This is a genomic window from Pseudomonas sp. ACN5 (assembly GCF_002303975.1).
Taxonomy (GTDB): Bacteria; Pseudomonadota; Gammaproteobacteria; order Pseudomonadales; family Pseudomonadaceae; genus Aquipseudomonas; species Aquipseudomonas laurylsulfatiphila.
Genome location: NZ_MRCP01000003.1, coordinates 481577 through 497808, shown reverse-complemented (window position 1 = coordinate 497808; position 16232 = coordinate 481577). Strand labels below are relative to the sequence as shown.

The 16232-nt window shown below is 61.4% G+C and carries 16 protein-coding genes; all 16 read left to right on the top strand.

The window, feature by feature from the left end:
* Positions 1-142 precede the first annotated feature (142 nt).
* The 16 genes from BSF40_RS08305 to BSF40_RS08230 all read left to right on the top strand — a co-directional run bounded on the left by BSF40_RS08305 (position 143) and on the right by BSF40_RS08230 (position 16141).
* The gene (locus BSF40_RS08305; RefSeq protein ID WP_371918065.1) at positions 143-2212 is read left to right on the top strand and encodes a TonB-dependent copper receptor; all 2070 of its coding nucleotides are present in this window, start codon (positions 143-145) and stop codon (positions 2210-2212) included.
* 128 nt (positions 2213-2340) lie between these two features.
* The gene (locus tag BSF40_RS08300; protein ID WP_095964750.1) at positions 2341-3720 is read left to right on the top strand and encodes a PepSY domain-containing protein; all 1380 of its coding nucleotides are present in this window, start codon (positions 2341-2343) and stop codon (positions 3718-3720) included.
* Between the two features lie 180 nt (positions 3721-3900).
* Positions 3901-4689, top strand: coding sequence for an ABC transporter ATP-binding protein (locus tag BSF40_RS08295; protein WP_095964749.1), 789 nt, complete (start codon positions 3901-3903; stop codon positions 4687-4689).
* Positions 4686-5645 (top strand): ABC transporter substrate-binding protein, encoded by a 960-nt coding sequence (locus BSF40_RS08290; protein WP_095964748.1) that lies wholly within the window; start codon positions 4686-4688, stop codon positions 5643-5645. Before BSF40_RS08295 ends, BSF40_RS08290 begins: the two co-directional genes overlap by 4 nt.
* Positions 5642-6652, top strand: a complete 1011-nt coding sequence (locus tag BSF40_RS08285; protein ID WP_095964747.1) for an iron ABC transporter permease — start codon at positions 5642-5644, stop codon at positions 6650-6652. The genes BSF40_RS08290 and BSF40_RS08285 overlap by 4 nt, the downstream gene beginning before the upstream one ends.
* 201 nt (positions 6653-6853) lie before the next feature.
* Entirely contained in the window at positions 6854-7276 is a 423-nt protein-coding gene (locus BSF40_RS08280; RefSeq protein WP_095964746.1) for a hypothetical protein, read from the top strand.
* Positions 7277-7604: 328 nt separating this feature from the next.
* A complete protein-coding gene (urtA, locus tag BSF40_RS08275) occupies positions 7605-8870 on the top strand; it encodes an urea ABC transporter substrate-binding protein (protein ID WP_007979634.1) in 1266 nt (421 codons plus the stop codon).
* A gap of 163 nt (positions 8871-9033) precedes the next feature.
* Positions 9034-10536, top strand: coding sequence for an urea ABC transporter permease subunit UrtB (gene urtB, locus BSF40_RS08270; RefSeq protein ID WP_095964745.1), 1503 nt, complete (start codon positions 9034-9036; stop codon positions 10534-10536).
* Entirely contained in the window at positions 10536-11615 is a 1080-nt protein-coding gene (gene urtC / locus BSF40_RS08265; RefSeq protein WP_095964744.1) for an urea ABC transporter permease subunit UrtC, read from the top strand. Before urtB ends, urtC begins: the two co-directional genes overlap by 1 nt.
* The gene (gene urtD / locus BSF40_RS08260) at positions 11612-12481 is read left to right on the top strand and encodes an urea ABC transporter ATP-binding protein UrtD (RefSeq protein ID WP_095964743.1); all 870 of its coding nucleotides are present in this window, start codon (positions 11612-11614) and stop codon (positions 12479-12481) included. The genes urtC and urtD overlap by 4 nt, the downstream gene beginning before the upstream one ends.
* Positions 12482-12589: 108 nt before the next feature.
* On the top strand, positions 12590-13288 hold the full coding sequence (gene urtE / locus BSF40_RS08255; RefSeq protein WP_095964742.1) for an urea ABC transporter ATP-binding subunit UrtE: 699 nt from the start codon (positions 12590-12592) through the stop codon (positions 13286-13288).
* A 165-nt stretch (positions 13289-13453) separates the two neighbouring features.
* Complete coding sequence (locus BSF40_RS08250; protein ID WP_095964741.1) at positions 13454-14293, top strand: urease accessory protein UreD; 840 nt, start codon at positions 13454-13456, stop codon at positions 14291-14293.
* Between the two features lie 157 nt (positions 14294-14450).
* Positions 14451-14753, top strand: coding sequence for an urease subunit gamma (locus tag BSF40_RS08245; RefSeq protein WP_015093271.1), 303 nt, complete (start codon positions 14451-14453; stop codon positions 14751-14753).
* A 9-nt stretch (positions 14754-14762) separates the two neighbouring features.
* Entirely contained in the window at positions 14763-15296 is a 534-nt protein-coding gene (locus BSF40_RS08240) for a GNAT family N-acetyltransferase (protein WP_095964740.1), read from the top strand.
* A gap of 6 nt (positions 15297-15302) precedes the next feature.
* On the top strand, positions 15303-15836 hold the full coding sequence (locus BSF40_RS08235; RefSeq protein ID WP_095964739.1) for a GNAT family N-acetyltransferase: 534 nt from the start codon (positions 15303-15305) through the stop codon (positions 15834-15836).
* On the top strand, positions 15836-16141 hold the full coding sequence (locus tag BSF40_RS08230; RefSeq protein WP_095964738.1) for an urease subunit beta: 306 nt from the start codon (positions 15836-15838) through the stop codon (positions 16139-16141). The genes BSF40_RS08235 and BSF40_RS08230 overlap by 1 nt, the downstream gene beginning before the upstream one ends.
* Positions 16142-16232 lie beyond the last annotated feature (91 nt).

Sequence of the window (16232 nt, the reverse complement as noted above, 5' to 3'; positions counted from 1 at the left end):
CGCCTGGCACACTGCTTTCGCGAGCAAGCCCGCTCCCACAGGGAAAGCTTCAGGCTGCCGGCCGTGTCGTTTACGACTGTTCGATGGAAATTTCATGTCCAGGTTTTCTGCTGACACAGGCTTGAGCCCAGCTCAAGTCTCCATGGCCCAAAACGAATCCGGCATTCGTTTCAGGCACGCCACTGCAATTTTGTGCAGTGCATTGCTGGCGCCTTCCGCGCTGGCCGATGAACACGCCGGTCACACTGAAGAACTGAGTCCGACGGTGATTACCGCCGTTGCCCCCAGCTCGCCATTGACCATCGTCACCAACCCCAAGGACCCGCGCCAACCGGTGCCGGCCAGCGACGGCTCGGATTATCTGAAAACCATTCCGGGCTTCGCCCAGGTGCGCAACGGCGGCACCAACGGCGACCCGGTGCTGCGCGGCATGTTCGGCTCGCGCCTGAACATCCTCACCAACGGCGGCATGATGCTTGGCGCCTGTCCTGGGCGGATGGACGCGCCGACCTCCTACATTTCGCCGGAAACCTACGACAAGCTGACCGTGATCAAAGGCCCGCAAACCGTGCTTTGGGGGCCGGGCGCTTCGGCCGGCACCATCCTGTTCGAGCGCGAGCCGGAAAGCTTCGGCGAACTCGGCACGAGGGTGAATGCCAGCGTACTGGCCGGCTCCAACGGGCGCTTCGACAAACTGGTGGACGCCGCTGCCGGCGGGCCACTGGGCTACGTGCGGGTAATCGGCAACACCGCACATGCAGACGACTACCAGGACGGCAACAACGACACCGTCCCATCGCGTTACGACAAATGGAACGGCGACGTCGCACTCGGTTTGACCCCGGATGCCGATACCCTGCTGGAGCTGACCGCCGGCAAGGGTGACGGTGAAGCGCGCTACGCCGGGCGCAGCATGGACGGTTCGCAGTTCCTGCGCGAAAGCCTCGGCCTGCGCTTCGAGAAATCCAGCATCGGCGATGTGCTGGATACAGTCGAGGCGCAGGTCTATTACAACTACGCCGACCACGTGATGGACAACTACACCCTGCGCACGCCGTCCGGCACCGGCATGATGGCCGGCCCCATGGCCTCCAACGTCGACCGCCGCACCCTCGGCGCACGGATCAAGGCCACCTGGCGTTGGGCTGATGTGCAGCTGATCAGCGGCATCGACGCACAGACCAACGAACATCGCCAGCGCAGCGCCATGGGCATCGACACCTACAAGGACCTGCCCTACACCAAGGATGCCGACTTCCATAACTACGGTGCGTTCGGCGAACTGACCTGGTACGCCACCGACCGTGACCGCTTGATCAGCGGCGCACGCCTGGACCGCGCCTCGGCCAAGGACTATCGGCAGACCATCGGCTCGGGAATGATGACCCGCCCGAATCCGACCGCCGACGACACCCGCGCCGACACCCTGCCAAGCGGCTTCATCCGCTACGAGCATGACCTGGCCGACAGCCCGACCACCTTGTACGCGGGCCTCGGTCACACCCAGCGGTTCCCGGATTACTGGGAGCTGTTTTCACCCAAGTCCGGCCCCGCCGGTTCGGTGAATGCCTTCGATTCGATCAAGCCGGAAAAAACCACCCAGCTCGATTTCGGCCTGCAATACAAGACCGAAACACTCCAAGCCTGGGCCTCGGGTTACGTCGGGCAGGTGCGCGATTACATCCTGTTCAACTACACCCCGACGATGATGGGCACGACCTCGCAAGCCGAGAACATCGACGCACGAATCATGGGCGGCGAACTGGGCGCCGCGTACAGCCTCACTGAACACTGGAAAGCCGACGCGACCCTGGCCTACGCCTGGGGCAAGAACAGCAGCGATGGCTCTGCATTGCCGCAGATGCCGCCGCTGGATGCCCGTTTCGGCCTGACCTACAGCGAAGACAACTGGAGTGCCGGCGCACTGTGGAGAGTGGTCGCCGCACAAAACCGTATCGACCAGAACAAGGGCAACGTGGTCGGCAAGGACTTCGGCAAGACGCCGGGGTTCGGCGTGTTCTCCCTCAACGGTGCCTATCGGATCAACAGCAACTGGAAGGTCAGCAGCGGCGTCGACAACCTGTTCGGCAAGGCTTACGCCGAGCACTTGAACCTGGCAGGGAACGCCGGTTTCGGCTACCCCGCCAATGACCCGCAAGCCATCAAGGAGCCGGGGCGCACGCTCTGGACCAAGGTGGATATGAGCTTTTAAGAGCATCGCGGGCAAGCCCGCTCCCACATGGACAATGTTGAACCTGTGGGAGCGGGCTTGCCCGCGATCGGTTGCGCAGCAACCGTAAAACAAACAACTAAAAAATCCAGCCAAGCGGAGCACACGTGATGAAACAGCCAAAAGTGAACTTCTACAACCTGGCCTGGCGCTGGCATTTCTATGCCGGATTGTTCGTTGCGCCATTCATGGTGATGCTGGCCCTGACCGGCACCATTTACCTGTTCAAGCCGCAACTCGACTCGCTGATGTACAGCAGCCTGCTCAACGTGCCGGCCGGTCATCACACTGTCCCGGCCGACGACCTGCTCAAGCGGGTAAAAGATGCGTATCCCCAGGCCACGATCAAACAGTACCTGCCACCGGTCAATGCCGAACGTAGCGCCCAGTTCGTCGTGCTCAACGACGGCAACGAGCTGAACGTTTTTGTCGATCCGTACCACGGCGACATCCTCGGCGAGCAAGATGCCAAGAAGAACCTGCAAGCCATTGCGCGCGCGATTCACGGCGAGCTGATGATCGGCACCGTCGGCGATCGGCTGATCGAACTGGCCGCCGGTTGGGGTGTGGTGCTGGTGGTGTCCGGGGTATTCCTGTGGTGGCCGCGCGGTCAGGCCGCCGGCATTCTGTGGCCACGCCTGAGCAGTCGCGGGCGGGTGCTTTGGCGTGACTTGCATGCCGTCACCGGATTCTGGGGCGCCTCCCTGCTGCTGGTGATGCTGCTCAGCGGCATGACCTGGACCGGCTTCTGGGGCCAGCAATACGCTGCCGTGTGGAACGTCTTTCCGGCGGCAATGTGGGACAACGTACCGAAGTCCGACGTCGAGGCGCGCAGCCTCAACAGCGCCACCCGCCAGACCGTGCCCTGGGCCATGGAAAACACGCCGATGCCAATGTCCGGCGACCACGCCGAGCACATGGCCCACGACGGTGCGCACGCCGGCCCCGCCGCGCCGACTATCAGCCTGCAAGACGTACAAAACATCGCTACGCAGAGTAAGGTCGAACCGGGCTACAGCATCACTTTTCCGAAATCCGCAACCGGCGTGTTCACCATCTCGGTGTTCGCCGACGACCCGCGCAATGACGCCACGTTGCACATCGACCAGTACACCGGCAAGGTTCTTGCCGATGTGCGTTTCGAGCACTACGGCGCCGTCGCCCGCGCCACGGAAATCGGGGTGATGCTGCACGAAGGCAAGATGTTCGGCACGCTCAATCAAATCATCGTTTTGCTGATCTGCCTGATGATCCTGCTCAGCGCGGTCAGCGGCGTGGTGATCTGGTGGAAGCGTCGTCCGCAAGGAAAACTCGGCGTACCACCGCTGCGCCACGACCTGCCGAAATGGAAAACCGCCATGGTGATCATGTTCGCCCTCGCGGTGGCCTTCCCGTTGGTGGGCGCTTCGCTGGTGGTGGTGTGGGTGCTGGATCGTGTGCTGCTGTCGCGTTTTACCCGGCAGACTGAGAACGCCTCATCTTCATCATGAAACAGCTGAGATGCGCGGGGCTCAAGGGGCTGTAAACTGCCCCGCACGTCACCCTCTAGCATCAAGGGTGTCCTTTCGGGCCTCTTCGCGGGCAAGCCCGCTCCCACAGGATTCACGCAACTCCTGTGGGAGCGGGCTTGCTCGCGAAGAGGCCATCAGCTTCACCTCAAGAGTAACGGCATGACCTCGCTGCACCTCACCAACCTCACCTGGTCCCCACTGGGCCACGGCCATTGCCACCATCAGTTCCAGCTGCGTGATGCCTCCGTGCACGTGGCCGCGGGTGAGTTCGTCGGGTTGATCGGCCCCAACGGCAGTGGCAAGACCAGCCTGTTGCGTTGTGCCTGGCGCTTCAGTAAACCGGAGCACGGTGAGGTCAGGCTCGATCACCAGAATGTCTGGAAGCAATCCTCGCGCTGGTGTGCGCAACGCATCGCCGTGGTCTTGCAGGAGTTCCCCGACGCCTTCGGCCTGACCGTCGAGGAAGTGGTCGCCATGGGCCGCACGCCGCACAAAGGCCTGTTCGATGGCGACACGCTCGAGGACTCGACACTCATTCATCAGGCGCTGGAGTCCGTCGGCCTCAAGGGCTTCGATGACCATGAGTTCGCCACCCTCTCAGGCGGTGAAAAACAGCGGGTAATCCTCGCCCGCGCCCTGGCCCAGCAACCGCAACTGCTGATCCTCGACGAGCCGACCAACCACCTCGACCCACGCTATCAGCTTGAGCTGTTGAAGTTGGTCAAGCACCTGAACATAGGCACCCTGGCGAGCATCCACGACCTCAACCTGGCGGCGGCTTTTTGTGATCGGCTGTACGTGATCAACCATGGCCGCATCGTCGCCAGCGGCACGCCGCAAGAGGTGCTCACCACCGCCCTGCTGCGCAATGTGTTTGGCGTCGAAGCGCTTATCGATGACCATCCGCTGCACGGCTACCCACGAATCACCTGGATAACCCAACCATGAATTTGCGTTCCCTGCTGCGCTCCGGCCTCTGCCTCGTGATGCTGTCGATCAGCGCCCAGGCCTTGGCCGAAGCCACCCATTACCCGCTGACAGTCAAAAGCTGCAACCGCGAAGTGACCTTCACGCAAGCACCGCAACATGCCCTCAGCCACGACATCAACATGACCCAGATGATGCTCGCCCTCGGCCTCAAGCCGCGGATGGCCGGCTACAGCGGCGTCAGTGGCTGGAAGGCCGTGACACCCGACATGCAGTCGCTGCTCGACGGTCTGCCGGAGCTGGCGGCCAAGTACCCGTCGGTGGAAACCCTGCTCGATGCCAACGTCGATTTCCTCTTCGCCGGCTGGGACTACGGCATGCGGGTCGGCGGCGATCTCACTCCGCAAACCCTGCAGCCGCTGGGCATCAATGTGTATGAGCTGAGCGAATCCTGCGCCTTCGTGATGAAGCGCCCACCAGCCAGCCTCGAAGACACCTACAACGACCTGCGCAACCTCGGCAGGATCTTCGACGTGCAGGACCGCGCCAACGCCCTGGTCGCCCACATGCAGGCGCAAGTAGCGGACATTCGCAAAACCCTGCCCGCGCAAAGACCGCGGGTCTTCCTGTACGACAGCGGCGAAGACCGGGCCATGACCTCAGGCCGCCTCGGCATGCCGCAAGCGCTGATCGACGCCGCTGGCGGGCGCAACATCCTCGATGATGTCGACGCAAGCTGGACCCGGGTCAACTGGGAAAGCGTGGTCGAACACAATCCACAGGTGATCGTGATCGTCGACTACAGCGAAATCACTGCCGAACAGAAGATTCAGTTCCTGCTGGCCAACAAGGCCCTGCAATCAGTGGACGCGATCAAGCACCGGCGCTTCATCGTCATCCCGTACGTACAGGCCACGCCGGGCATCGATAACGTGCTGGCGGTCGCCACCCTGGCCAAGGGCTTTCACAGCGAATGATCAACCGTCGCTACGCCCTGTTGCTGATCGTCCTCGGTACCCTGTTGCTGGTGTCGTGCGTAGTGTCCCTGGGTTTCGGCCCGGCGCGGGTACCGCTGGACGTGGTGTGGCGCATCCTGCTGCACAAGCTGTTCGGTTTCGGTGTGCAACACTGGAGCCCCGGGCAGGAGCATATCGTCTGGCTGATCCGCGTCCCGCGCATGCTGCTCGGTGCGTTGGTTGGCGCAGGGCTGGCACTGATCGGCGCGGTGCTGCAAGCGGTGACGCGCAACCCCCTGGCTGACCCGCATTTACTCGGCGTCACGTCCGGCGCGACATTGGGCGCGGTGATCGTGGTGTTGCATATCGGAGAAATCGTTGGCCTGCTGACCTTGCCGATCGCCGCCTTCATCGGTGCATTGCTGAGCATGCTGGTGGTGCTGATGATCGCCAGCCGCCACGGTCGCCTCGACAGTGATCGCCTGTTGTTGTGCGGCGTGGCGGTGTCGTTCGTGATGATGGCGATCGCCAATTTGTTGCTGTTCCTGGGCGACCATCGAGCCAGTTCGGCGGTGATGTTCTGGATGCTCGGTGGACTCGGGCTCGCGCGCTGGGAATTGCTGGCGGTACCGACCGCCAGTGTGTTGTTCGGGCTGGTGTTGCTGCTGGGCATGGCGCGACCGTTGAATGCGCTGATGGCCGGTGAGCAGACGGCAGTGACCCTGGGCCTGGATGCGCGCACCGTGCGCCTGCGGGTATTTCTGATTGCATCGCTGATGACCGGGGTGCTGGTGTCGATCAGCGGCTCGATCGGTTTTGTCGGGCTGATGGTGCCGCACATCGCGCGGCGTCTGGTCGGAGCTGAACACCGAAGAGTGCTGCCAGTGTGCGTGTTGCTCGGCAGCGTGTTTCTGGTCTGGGTCGACGTCGCCGCCCGGACGATGATCGCGCCCGAAGACTTGCCCATCGGGGTGGCCACGGCGGCGATTGGCGGGTTGTTCTTCATCGGTTTGATGCGACGTCGTTAACGCCATGTTTAATTAAAACAACATTCAAAACTGCATCTATGCCTGGAAAAACCTCGTATTGAGTTAGCACTTAACAAATCCATTACCACGCTCATACTCCGCTCCCGCGAGTTGAATAATAAAAAATACTCGCGCACTTCAACAACGATTGTTCCTACAGCTTAATCGTCACAACTCCTACAAGAGCGGAGAGAGGTAAACATGTTAAAAAAACTCATCATATCCACCGTACTTGTTTCAACGCCTGCATGGGCCGCCAAGCCACCCTTTACTGGCGTTGACTACAGCGGCCGATATCAATGCACCGGGATGGACAGCCATATCGGTGCGTTTGAAGGTGTTGTCGACATGAAATTCAATGCCGAACAAAGTACCGGCGAACATGGCGCCTACGGTATTACCCTGACGTTGCCCGACAACTCCCGGTATGACGGCTTTGCCGCCGCCAACTCGAGTTCCCTGGCGATTTACTTTGCCCATACGGATCCGTCGCTCAAGGACTACGGTGTCGGGATAGCGAACATCGCTTCCACGCCTGACGGAAAAACTTCATTCACCAAGTACTACTACGGCCCGGAGTACAAAGGTGGCGGACATGGTTTTGAAACCTGCATCAAAAGCTGAGCTGATGCGCCGCTGACCTTGTGGGAGCGGGCTTGCTCGCGAAGAGGGTGTGTCAGACAACATCAATGGCATCTGAAACACCGCATTCGCGAGCAAGCCCGCTCCCACAATCGATTGTTGTTGCTCACACAATCTGCGCCCCAATCTGGCGCAACGCTTCGCACCAACACGCCTGCCGCGATCCTTCCTGGTGCGCCATCAATCCGCACAACCGCTCTAAAACGCTATTCCCCTACCTTTCCCCGACCGGGCACAGCCCTTGCTAAAGACCCTTCAGTAGTCCGCATCTGCCAACCAAGAAAACTCATAAGTTCATGGAGATCGCACAATGAAGCGTCGCAGTTTGATCAAGGCTTTCACTCTCTCGGCATCCATTGCCGCAATGGGCATGACCTGGACCGTCCAGGCCGCCGAGACCATCAAGGTCGGTATTCTGCATTCGTTGTCCGGGACCATGGCGATCTCCGAAACGTCATTGAAAGACATGGCGCTGATGACCATCGACGAGATCAACGCCAAGGGCGGCGTGAACGGCAAGATGCTGGAGCCGGTGGTGGTCGACCCGGCGTCGAACTGGCCGCTGTTCGCCGAAAAGGGTCGTCAGTTGCTGACCCAGGACAAGGTCGCCGTGGTGTTCGGTTGCTGGACTTCGGTGTCGCGCAAATCGGTACTGCCGGTGTTCGAAGAGCTCAATGGCCTGCTGTTCTACCCGGTGCAGTACGAAGGCGAAGAGATGTCGCCGAACGTGTTCTACACCGGCGCCGCGCCGAACCAGCAGGCGATCCCCGCCGTTGAATACCTGATGAGCGAAGAAGGCGGCAGCGCCAAGCGCTACTTCCTGCTCGGCACCGACTACGTCTACCCGCGCACCACCAACAAGATCCTGCGTTCGTTCCTGCACTCCAAAGGTGTGGCCGACAAGGACATCGAAGAGGTCTACACCCCCTTCGGTCACAGCGACTACCAGACCATCGTCGCCAACATCAAGAAGTTCTCGGCGGGAGGCAAGACCGCCGTCATCTCCACCGTCAACGGCGACTCCAACGTGCCGTTCTACAAAGAGCTGGCCAACCAGGGCCTGAAAGCCACCGACGTTCCGGTCGTGGCGTTCTCGGTCGGCGAAGAAGAACTGCGCGGCATCGACACCAAGCCACTGGTGGGCAACCTCGCTGCGTGGAACTACTTCGAATCGGTCGAGAACCCGGTGAACAAGAAGTTCGTCGATGACTGGAAAGCCTACGCCAAGAAACACAACCTGCCGGGCGCCGACAAAGCGGTGACCAACGACCCGATGGAAGCCACCTACGTCGGCATCCACATGTGGGCGCAAGCGGCAGAAAAAGCCAAGTCCACCGACGTCGACAAAGTCCGCGAAGCCCTGGCCGGCCAGACCTTTGCTGCGCCGTCCGGTTACACGCTGACCATGGACAAGACCAATCACCACCTGCACAAGCCGGTGATGATCGGTGAGATCCAGTCTGACGGTCAGTTCAACGTGGTGTGGCAGACCGAAGGACCGATCCGCGCCCAACCGTGGAGCCCGTTCATCCAGGGCAACGACAAGAAGCCGGAGTATGCGGTGAAGAGCAACTAAAGCCATTGGGTGTCGGGGCCGAACATGGAGTTCAGACCCGACACGATTCCTGTGGGAGCGGGCTTGCTCGCGAAGACGGCGGCACATCCAACAACTATGTGACAGACACACCGCTTTCGCGAGCAAGCCCGCTCCCACATTTAGTCCGCGCAAGGCCAAGCATATGCCCACTGCCCTCTACCGCTTCCTCCTCGCCATCGCACTGTTGCTGCCGATGGCCACCCACGCCGGCGACGCCGAAGACTTCGTCGCCGCCAATTCCGTGCAGCAAGCCAAACTTCTGGAAGCCTGGGCCGCGCAACCCGATCCGGCCCGTATCGAGTTGATCGATGCCCTGCAACAAGGCGAACTGACCATCGACGGGCAACCGAAAACCCTGCGCCTGAACAACCGCCTGCGAGGCCTGATCGACTCGGCCCTGGCCAGTCATCAGTTGCTCGCCGCCGACGCCAAAATCCGTCTGGCCGCCGCGCAGCAATTGCAGAAGAGCGCCAAACCGGCGCAGTTGAAATTCCTCGACCAGCAACTGGCGGGCGAAACGGATGAAGGCGTCCACGCCGCCCTCAGCCTGGCCCTGGCCAATCTGCAACTGGTCGACGGCGATCCGGCCGTGCGCCTCGCTGCCGTACGCCTGCTCGGTGAAACCGGCGATCCGCTGGCCCGCACCCGCCTCGAAAGCCTGCTGGAGCCGGGCGTTGAAACCGACGCGATGGTGCGCACCGCCGCTGAAACCAGCCTCGCCCAGGTCAAGCGCAAACTGCTGGTCGGCGAGATGCTGGGCCAGGCGTTTAGCGGGATGTCCCTCGGTTCGATCCTGCTGCTCGCGGCATTGGGCCTTGCGATCACCTTCGGCCTGCTCGGTGTGATCAACATGGCTCACGGCGAGATGCTGATGCTCGGCGCCTACTCGACCTATGTGGTGCAACTGATGTTCCAGCGCTTCGCTCCGCAGGCCATCGAGTTCTATCCATTGATCGCGCTACCCGTGGCATTTTTCGTCACCGCCGCCATCGGCATGGCGCTGGAGCGCACGGTGATTCGCCACCTCTATGGCCGCCCGCTGGAAACCCTGCTCGCCACCTGGGGCATCAGCCTGATGCTGATTCAGCTCGTTCGGTTGCTGTTCGGCGCGCAGAACGTCGAAGTGGCCAACCCGGCCTGGCTGTCGGGCGGGATTCAGGTGCTGCCCAATCTCGTACTGCCCTACAACCGCATCGTCATCATTGCCTTTGCGCTGTTTGTGGTGGTGCTGACCTGGCTGCTGCTGAACAAGACACGCCTGGGCCTGAACGTGCGAGCGGTCACCCAGAATCGCAACATGGCCGCCTGCTGCGGCGTGCCCACCGGACGCGTGGACATGCTCGCCTTCGGTCTTGGCTCGGGCATCGCCGGCCTCGGTGGCGTGGCCCTGAGCCAGATCGGCAACGTCGGCCCGGACCTCGGCCAGAGCTACATCATCGACTCGTTCCTGGTGGTGGTGCTCGGTGGTGTCGGCCAGTTGGCCGGTAGCGTGCTGGCGGCATTCGGCTTAGGGATAGCCAACAAGATTCTCGAACCGCAGATCGGTGCGGTGCTCGGCAAGATCCTCATCCTCGCGCTGATCATTCTGTTCATCCAGAAACGTCCGCAAGGCCTCTTCGCACTCAAAGGACGGGTGATCGACTGATGAACCAACCCCTGCTCGTTACCGCGACCCAAAAAGCCGGCCCCAAAGTCTCGATTGCCATCGGCGCAGTGATCCTCATTGTGTTGCTGGCGTTACCGCTGCTGTCGTTGTTATCGGTGGACAGCACGCTGCATGTTTCAGCCTATACGCTGACGTTGGTAGGCAAGATTCTCTGCTACGCCATCGTCGCCCTGGCGCTCGACCTGGTCTGGGGCTACGCCGGTCTGCTGTCCCTGGGGCACGGCCTGTTCTTCGCCCTCGGCGGCTATGCCATGGGCATGTACCTGATGCGCCAGGCTTCGGGTGATGGCTTGCCGGCGTTCATGACGTTCCTGTCGTGGACTGAAATGCCGTGGTTCTGGACCGGCACCAGCAGCTTCCTCTGGACCCTGTGCCTGGTGGTATTGGCGCCGGGGTTGCTGGCATTGGTGTTCGGTTTCTTCGCCTTCCGTTCGCGGATCAAGGGCGTGTATTTCTCGATCATGACCCAGGCCCTGACCTTCGCCGGCATGTTGCTGTTCTTCCGCAATGAAACCGGTTTTGGCGGCAACAACGGCTTCACCAACTTCCGCACCATTCTTGGCTTTGGCATCACCGATCCGGGCACCCGCGCGGTGCTGTTTTTCGCCACGGTGCTGTTGCTGGTGGCGAGCCTGTACATCGGCTGGCGCCTGGCGCAAAGCAAGTTCGGGCGGGTGCTGACCGCACTGCGCGATGCGGAGAACCGCCTGATGTTCTGCGGCTACGATCCGCGCGGGTTCAAGTTGTTTGTCTGGGTGCTGAGCGCGGTGTTGTGTGGCCTGGCCGGTGCGCTGTACGTGCCTCAAGTCGGCATCATCAACCCGAGCGAGATGTCGCCGACCAACTCGATCGAAGCGGCTGTGTGGGTCGCGCTCGGCGGGCGCGGCACCTTGATCGGTCCGTTGCTCGGTGCCGGTGTGGTCAACGGCATGAAGAGCTGGTTCACCGTGGCGTTCCCCGAGTACTGGCTGTTCTTCCTCGGCGCGCTGTTCATCGTCGTGACCCTGTACCTGCCCAAAGGCGTGATCGGTCTGCTGAAGAAAAGAGGTGAATCATGAGAATCACGGCAACCGCTGAATTCATGCTCGAACCGGCGTTTTTCCCCGTAGAACCCAACAAGGACGCCGGCAGCAGCCGCGACGCCATCGGACTTGGCCAGCGCGCCGGCAAAGGCCTGAATACGCGCCACGGCACCATCCTGACCCTGGAAGACATCAGCGTCAGCTTCGACGGCTTCAAGGCGCTGAACGATTTGAACCTGTACATCGGCGTCGGCGAACTGCGCTGCATCATCGGCCCCAATGGTGCGGGCAAGACCACGCTGATGGACGTGATCACCGGCAAGACCCGCCCCAGCCACGGCAAAGCCTGGTTCGGCGAAACCCTGGACCTGACGCAGATGAGCGAAGTGCAGATCGCCCAGGCCGGCATCGGCCGCAAGTTCCAGAAGCCGACGGTGTTCGAAGCCTTGAGCGTGTTCGAGAACCTGGAACTGGCGCAGAAAACCGACAAGTCGGTGTGGGCCAGCCTGCGGGCGCGCTTGAGCGGCGAGCAGAAAGACCGCATCGCCGAAGTGCTGGACACCATTCGCTTGACCAACTCGGTCAATCGCCCGGCCGGCCTGCTGTCCCACGGCCAGAAACAGTTCCTGGAGATCGGCATGCTGCTGATGCAGGACCCGCAATTGCTGCTGCTCGATGAACCGGTGGCGGGCATGACCGACGCCGAAACCGAATTCACCGCCGAGCTGTTCAAGCGCCTGGCCGGCAAGCACTCGCTGATGGTGGTGGAACACGACATGGGCTTCGTCGGCTCGATTGCCGACCACGTCACCGTGTTGCATCAGGGCAGCGTGCTGGCCGAGGGCTCACTGGAGCAGGTGCAGGACAACGAGCGGGTGATCGAGGTGTATCTCGGTCGCTGACGCGACAGCTACAAGCTTTCAGCTACAAGCGGCAAGTTAAGAGCGAAAAGCGGTCCGGCTTTTTCTTGCAGCTTGTAGCTTGCCGCTTACAACTGCCCGGAGGGCCCTATGCTACAAGTCGAAAAACTGCACCAGTACTACGGCGGAAGCCACATCCTGCGCGGCCTGACGTTTGACGTGAAAATCGGTGAAGTCACCTGTCTGCTCGGGCGCAACGGCGTGGGCAAGACCACCCTGCTCAAATGCCTGATGGGCCTGCTGCCGGCCAGGGAAGGCGCGGTGAACTGGGAGGGCAAACCCATCACTGCGTTCAAGCCGCACCAGCGAGTGCATGCCGGCATTGCCTACATACCCCAGGGCCGGGAGATCTTCGGCCGCCTCACCGTGGAAGAGAACCTGCTGATGGGGCTGTCGCGGTTTCCCGGCGGCGAAGCCAGGGAAGTCCCGGCGTTTATCTACGAGCTGTTCCCGGTGCTGCTGCAAATGAAGCAACGCCGGGGGGGTGACCTGTCCGGCGGCCAGCAACAACAACTGGCCATCGGCCGCGCGCTGGCCAGCCGCCCTCGCCTGCTGATTCTCGACGAGCCCACCGAAGGCATCCAGCCGTCGGTGATCAAGGAGATCGGTGCCGTGATCAAAAAGCTCGCGGCCCGGGGCGACATGGCCATTTTGCTGGTGGAGCAGTTCTACGATTTCGCCGCCGAACTGGCTGACCAATACCTGGTGATGTCCCGGGGTGAAATCGTGCAACAGGGGCGTGGTGAAAACATGGAAACAGAAGGCGTACGCGGGCTCGTTACCATCTGAGCCGTCACGCTCCGCTTCTTTTGCCACGGCACCAATTTGTCGCGCCGAATTTGCGACTGCGCACGCTATTGGTGCATCACGACACTAAACAGCCACCTCCTGCCTGCAATGCCTTGCGGCACAGCCTTTGCAAACATCCTGATGACCTCTCGACAAGCATTGACTATGACTCTTCCGGCTTCAGGCGTTTTGTTTACCCCCAGTTGGCATGCCGAACTGGAACTGGGCTACGCCCGATTCGACAACACCACGCGCCCGGTCCAGCGCCGGCACAAAGGTCCGCTGCGGGTACAAAAACACCTGTATGCCGAGGGGCCGGAAGTCTGCCAGCACATCATCGTCCACCCACCCGGCGGAATTGCCGGCGGCGATCGACTGGACATTTCGGCCAGCGTCGAGGGCAATGCCTGGGCGCAAATCACCAGCCCCGGCGCGGCCAAGTGGTATCGCGCTGCCGGCCCGGCCTTTCAGCAACTGAAGTTGAAGGTGGCGGCCGGTGCGACACTGGAATGGCTGCCCCAGGAGACGATCATTTTCAGTGCGGCCCAGGCTGAACTCAGCACCTTCATCGACCTTGAAGGCGATGCGCGTCTTTTCTACTGGGACGTCGTGGCCCTGGGCCGTCCGGCCAGTGGCGAGCGCTTCGACCTTGGGCATTTCCAGGCACGACTGGATGTGCGCCGCGACGGCCAGTTGCTCTGGCATGAACGTCAGCGCATTGTCGGAGCGGACGGTTTACTTGATTCGCCCATCGGGCTCGACGGGCAACCGGTGTTTGCCACGTTATTGGTGACGGGTGAAATCGATAGCGAACTGCTGGAGTCCTGCCGCTCGCTGCCCAACGACGTGCGCGGGGATTTGACCCAGTTGCCGGGGTTGCTGGTTGCACGGTGCCTGGCGAGTGAGGCGTTGTTGGCGCGGGGATGGTTGATTGAACTTTGGAAGTTGTTACGCCCCGCCCTTCTGGGTCGCGAGGCCGTATCACCCAGAATATGGAGCACCTGAAATGCGATCGAATGTGGGAGCGGGCTTGCTCGCGAATGCAGTGGGCCAGTCAGCATTGATGTTGGATGACACTCCGCATTCGCGAGCAAGCCCGCTCCCACAGGAATTGTGTTCTCAAATTGAATGACTGTTTAACTGCCGATTATGGATGTCTACGATGGACCTGACCCCACGCGAAAAAGACAAGCTGCTGATCTTCACCGCGGGCCTGGTGGCCGAGCGGCGTTTGGCGCGCGGCGTGAAACTCAATTACCCGGAAACCATGGCCTATATCTCCGCGGCCCTGCTCGAAGGCGCCCGTGACGGCCAGACCGTGGCCGACCTGATGCACTTGGGCACCACCCTGCTGACTCGCGAACAAGTGATGGAAGGCATCCCGGAAATGATCCCGGAAATCCAGGTCGAGGCTACCTTCCCCGATGGCACCAAACTGGTCACCGTCCACCAACCCATCGCCTGAGGCCGCGCCATGACTTACCACATCCGCGATGCCGTGCCTGCCGACTTGCCGGCCATCTGTGACATCTACAACGACGCCGTGCTCAACACCACGGCGATCTGGAATGAACAGGCGGTCGACCTCGGCAACCGCCAGGCATGGTTCAGCGCCCGGCAATCCCAGGCTTACCCGATTCTGGTGATCGTCGATGGTGAAAATTCGGTACTGGGCTATGCCTCATTCGGTGACTGGCGACCTTTCGACGGTTTCCGCCACACCGTCGAGCACTCGGTCTACGTGCGCAGCGACCAGCGCGGTAACGGCCTCGGCCCACAACTGATGGAAGCGCTGGTCGAGCGCGCCAAAGGCTGCGGCAAGCACGTGATGGTCGCCGCCATCGAAAGCGGTAACGCCGCGTCCATTCGCTTGCATGAGCGCATCGGCTTCATCACCACCGGGCAAATGCCTCAGGTCGGCACCAAATTCGGCCGCTGGCTGGACCTGACGTTCATGCAACTGACCCTCAACCCCGGCGCGCAGCCGCCAGGCATCAACCAGGAGTAATACCCGATGAACGCCGCCCAACTGCGACGCGTCAACGTTGAAAGCTTTGCGCACTATCGTCAGGGCCTGATCGACCTGCTGCTCGATGCCGTCGGCTACGGGGCCAGTGTCGGCTTCATGGCCGGCCTCGATGCGACCCAGGCCCACGCCTATTTCGATGAGGTCCAGGACAACCTGAACAAGGGCAATCTGTTGCTGTGGGTGGTGGTCAAGGACGAACAGGTGCAGGCCAGCGTGCAGTTGGGCTTGTGCCAGAAAGCCAACGGTCTCAACCGCGCTGAAGTGCAAAAGCTGCTGGTGCGCGAACATGCCCGGCGTCGCGGTCTGGGCCAGCAATTGATGAACGCTCTGGAGGCCGCCGCCCTGCAGCACAAGCGCGGCATGCTGTACCTCGACACCGAGGCCGGTTCGCCCGCCGAAGCCTTCTACCAATCGCTGGGCTATACCCGCGCCGGTGAAATTCCCGACTACGCCTGCGACCCGAGCGGCCGCTACAAACCGACTGCCCTCTATTACAAGATTCTCCAAGGAGCCCAATGATGATTCCCGGTGAGTACCAGATCCAGCCCGGCGACATCGAACTCAACGTCGGCCGCCGCACGATCAGCCTGAAGGTGGCCAACAGTGGTGATCGGCCGATCCAGGTCGGCTCGCATTATCACTTTTTCGAAACCAACGACGCCCTGGCGTTCGACCGTGCCGCCAGTCGTGGCATGCGCCTGAACATCCCGGCCGGCACGGCGGTGCGTTTCGAACCGGGGCAGAGTCGGGAAGTCGAGCTTGTCGAGCTGGCGGGGTTGCGTCGGGTTTTTGGGTTTGCGGGAAGAATCATGGGCGACTTATAGGTCGACTTCAGCTGCAAGCTGCAAGGAAGAGCAGTTTGTGGCGCCCCCTATCTGTTTTTACTTGAGGCTTGCAGCTTGAAGCTTGCAGCTC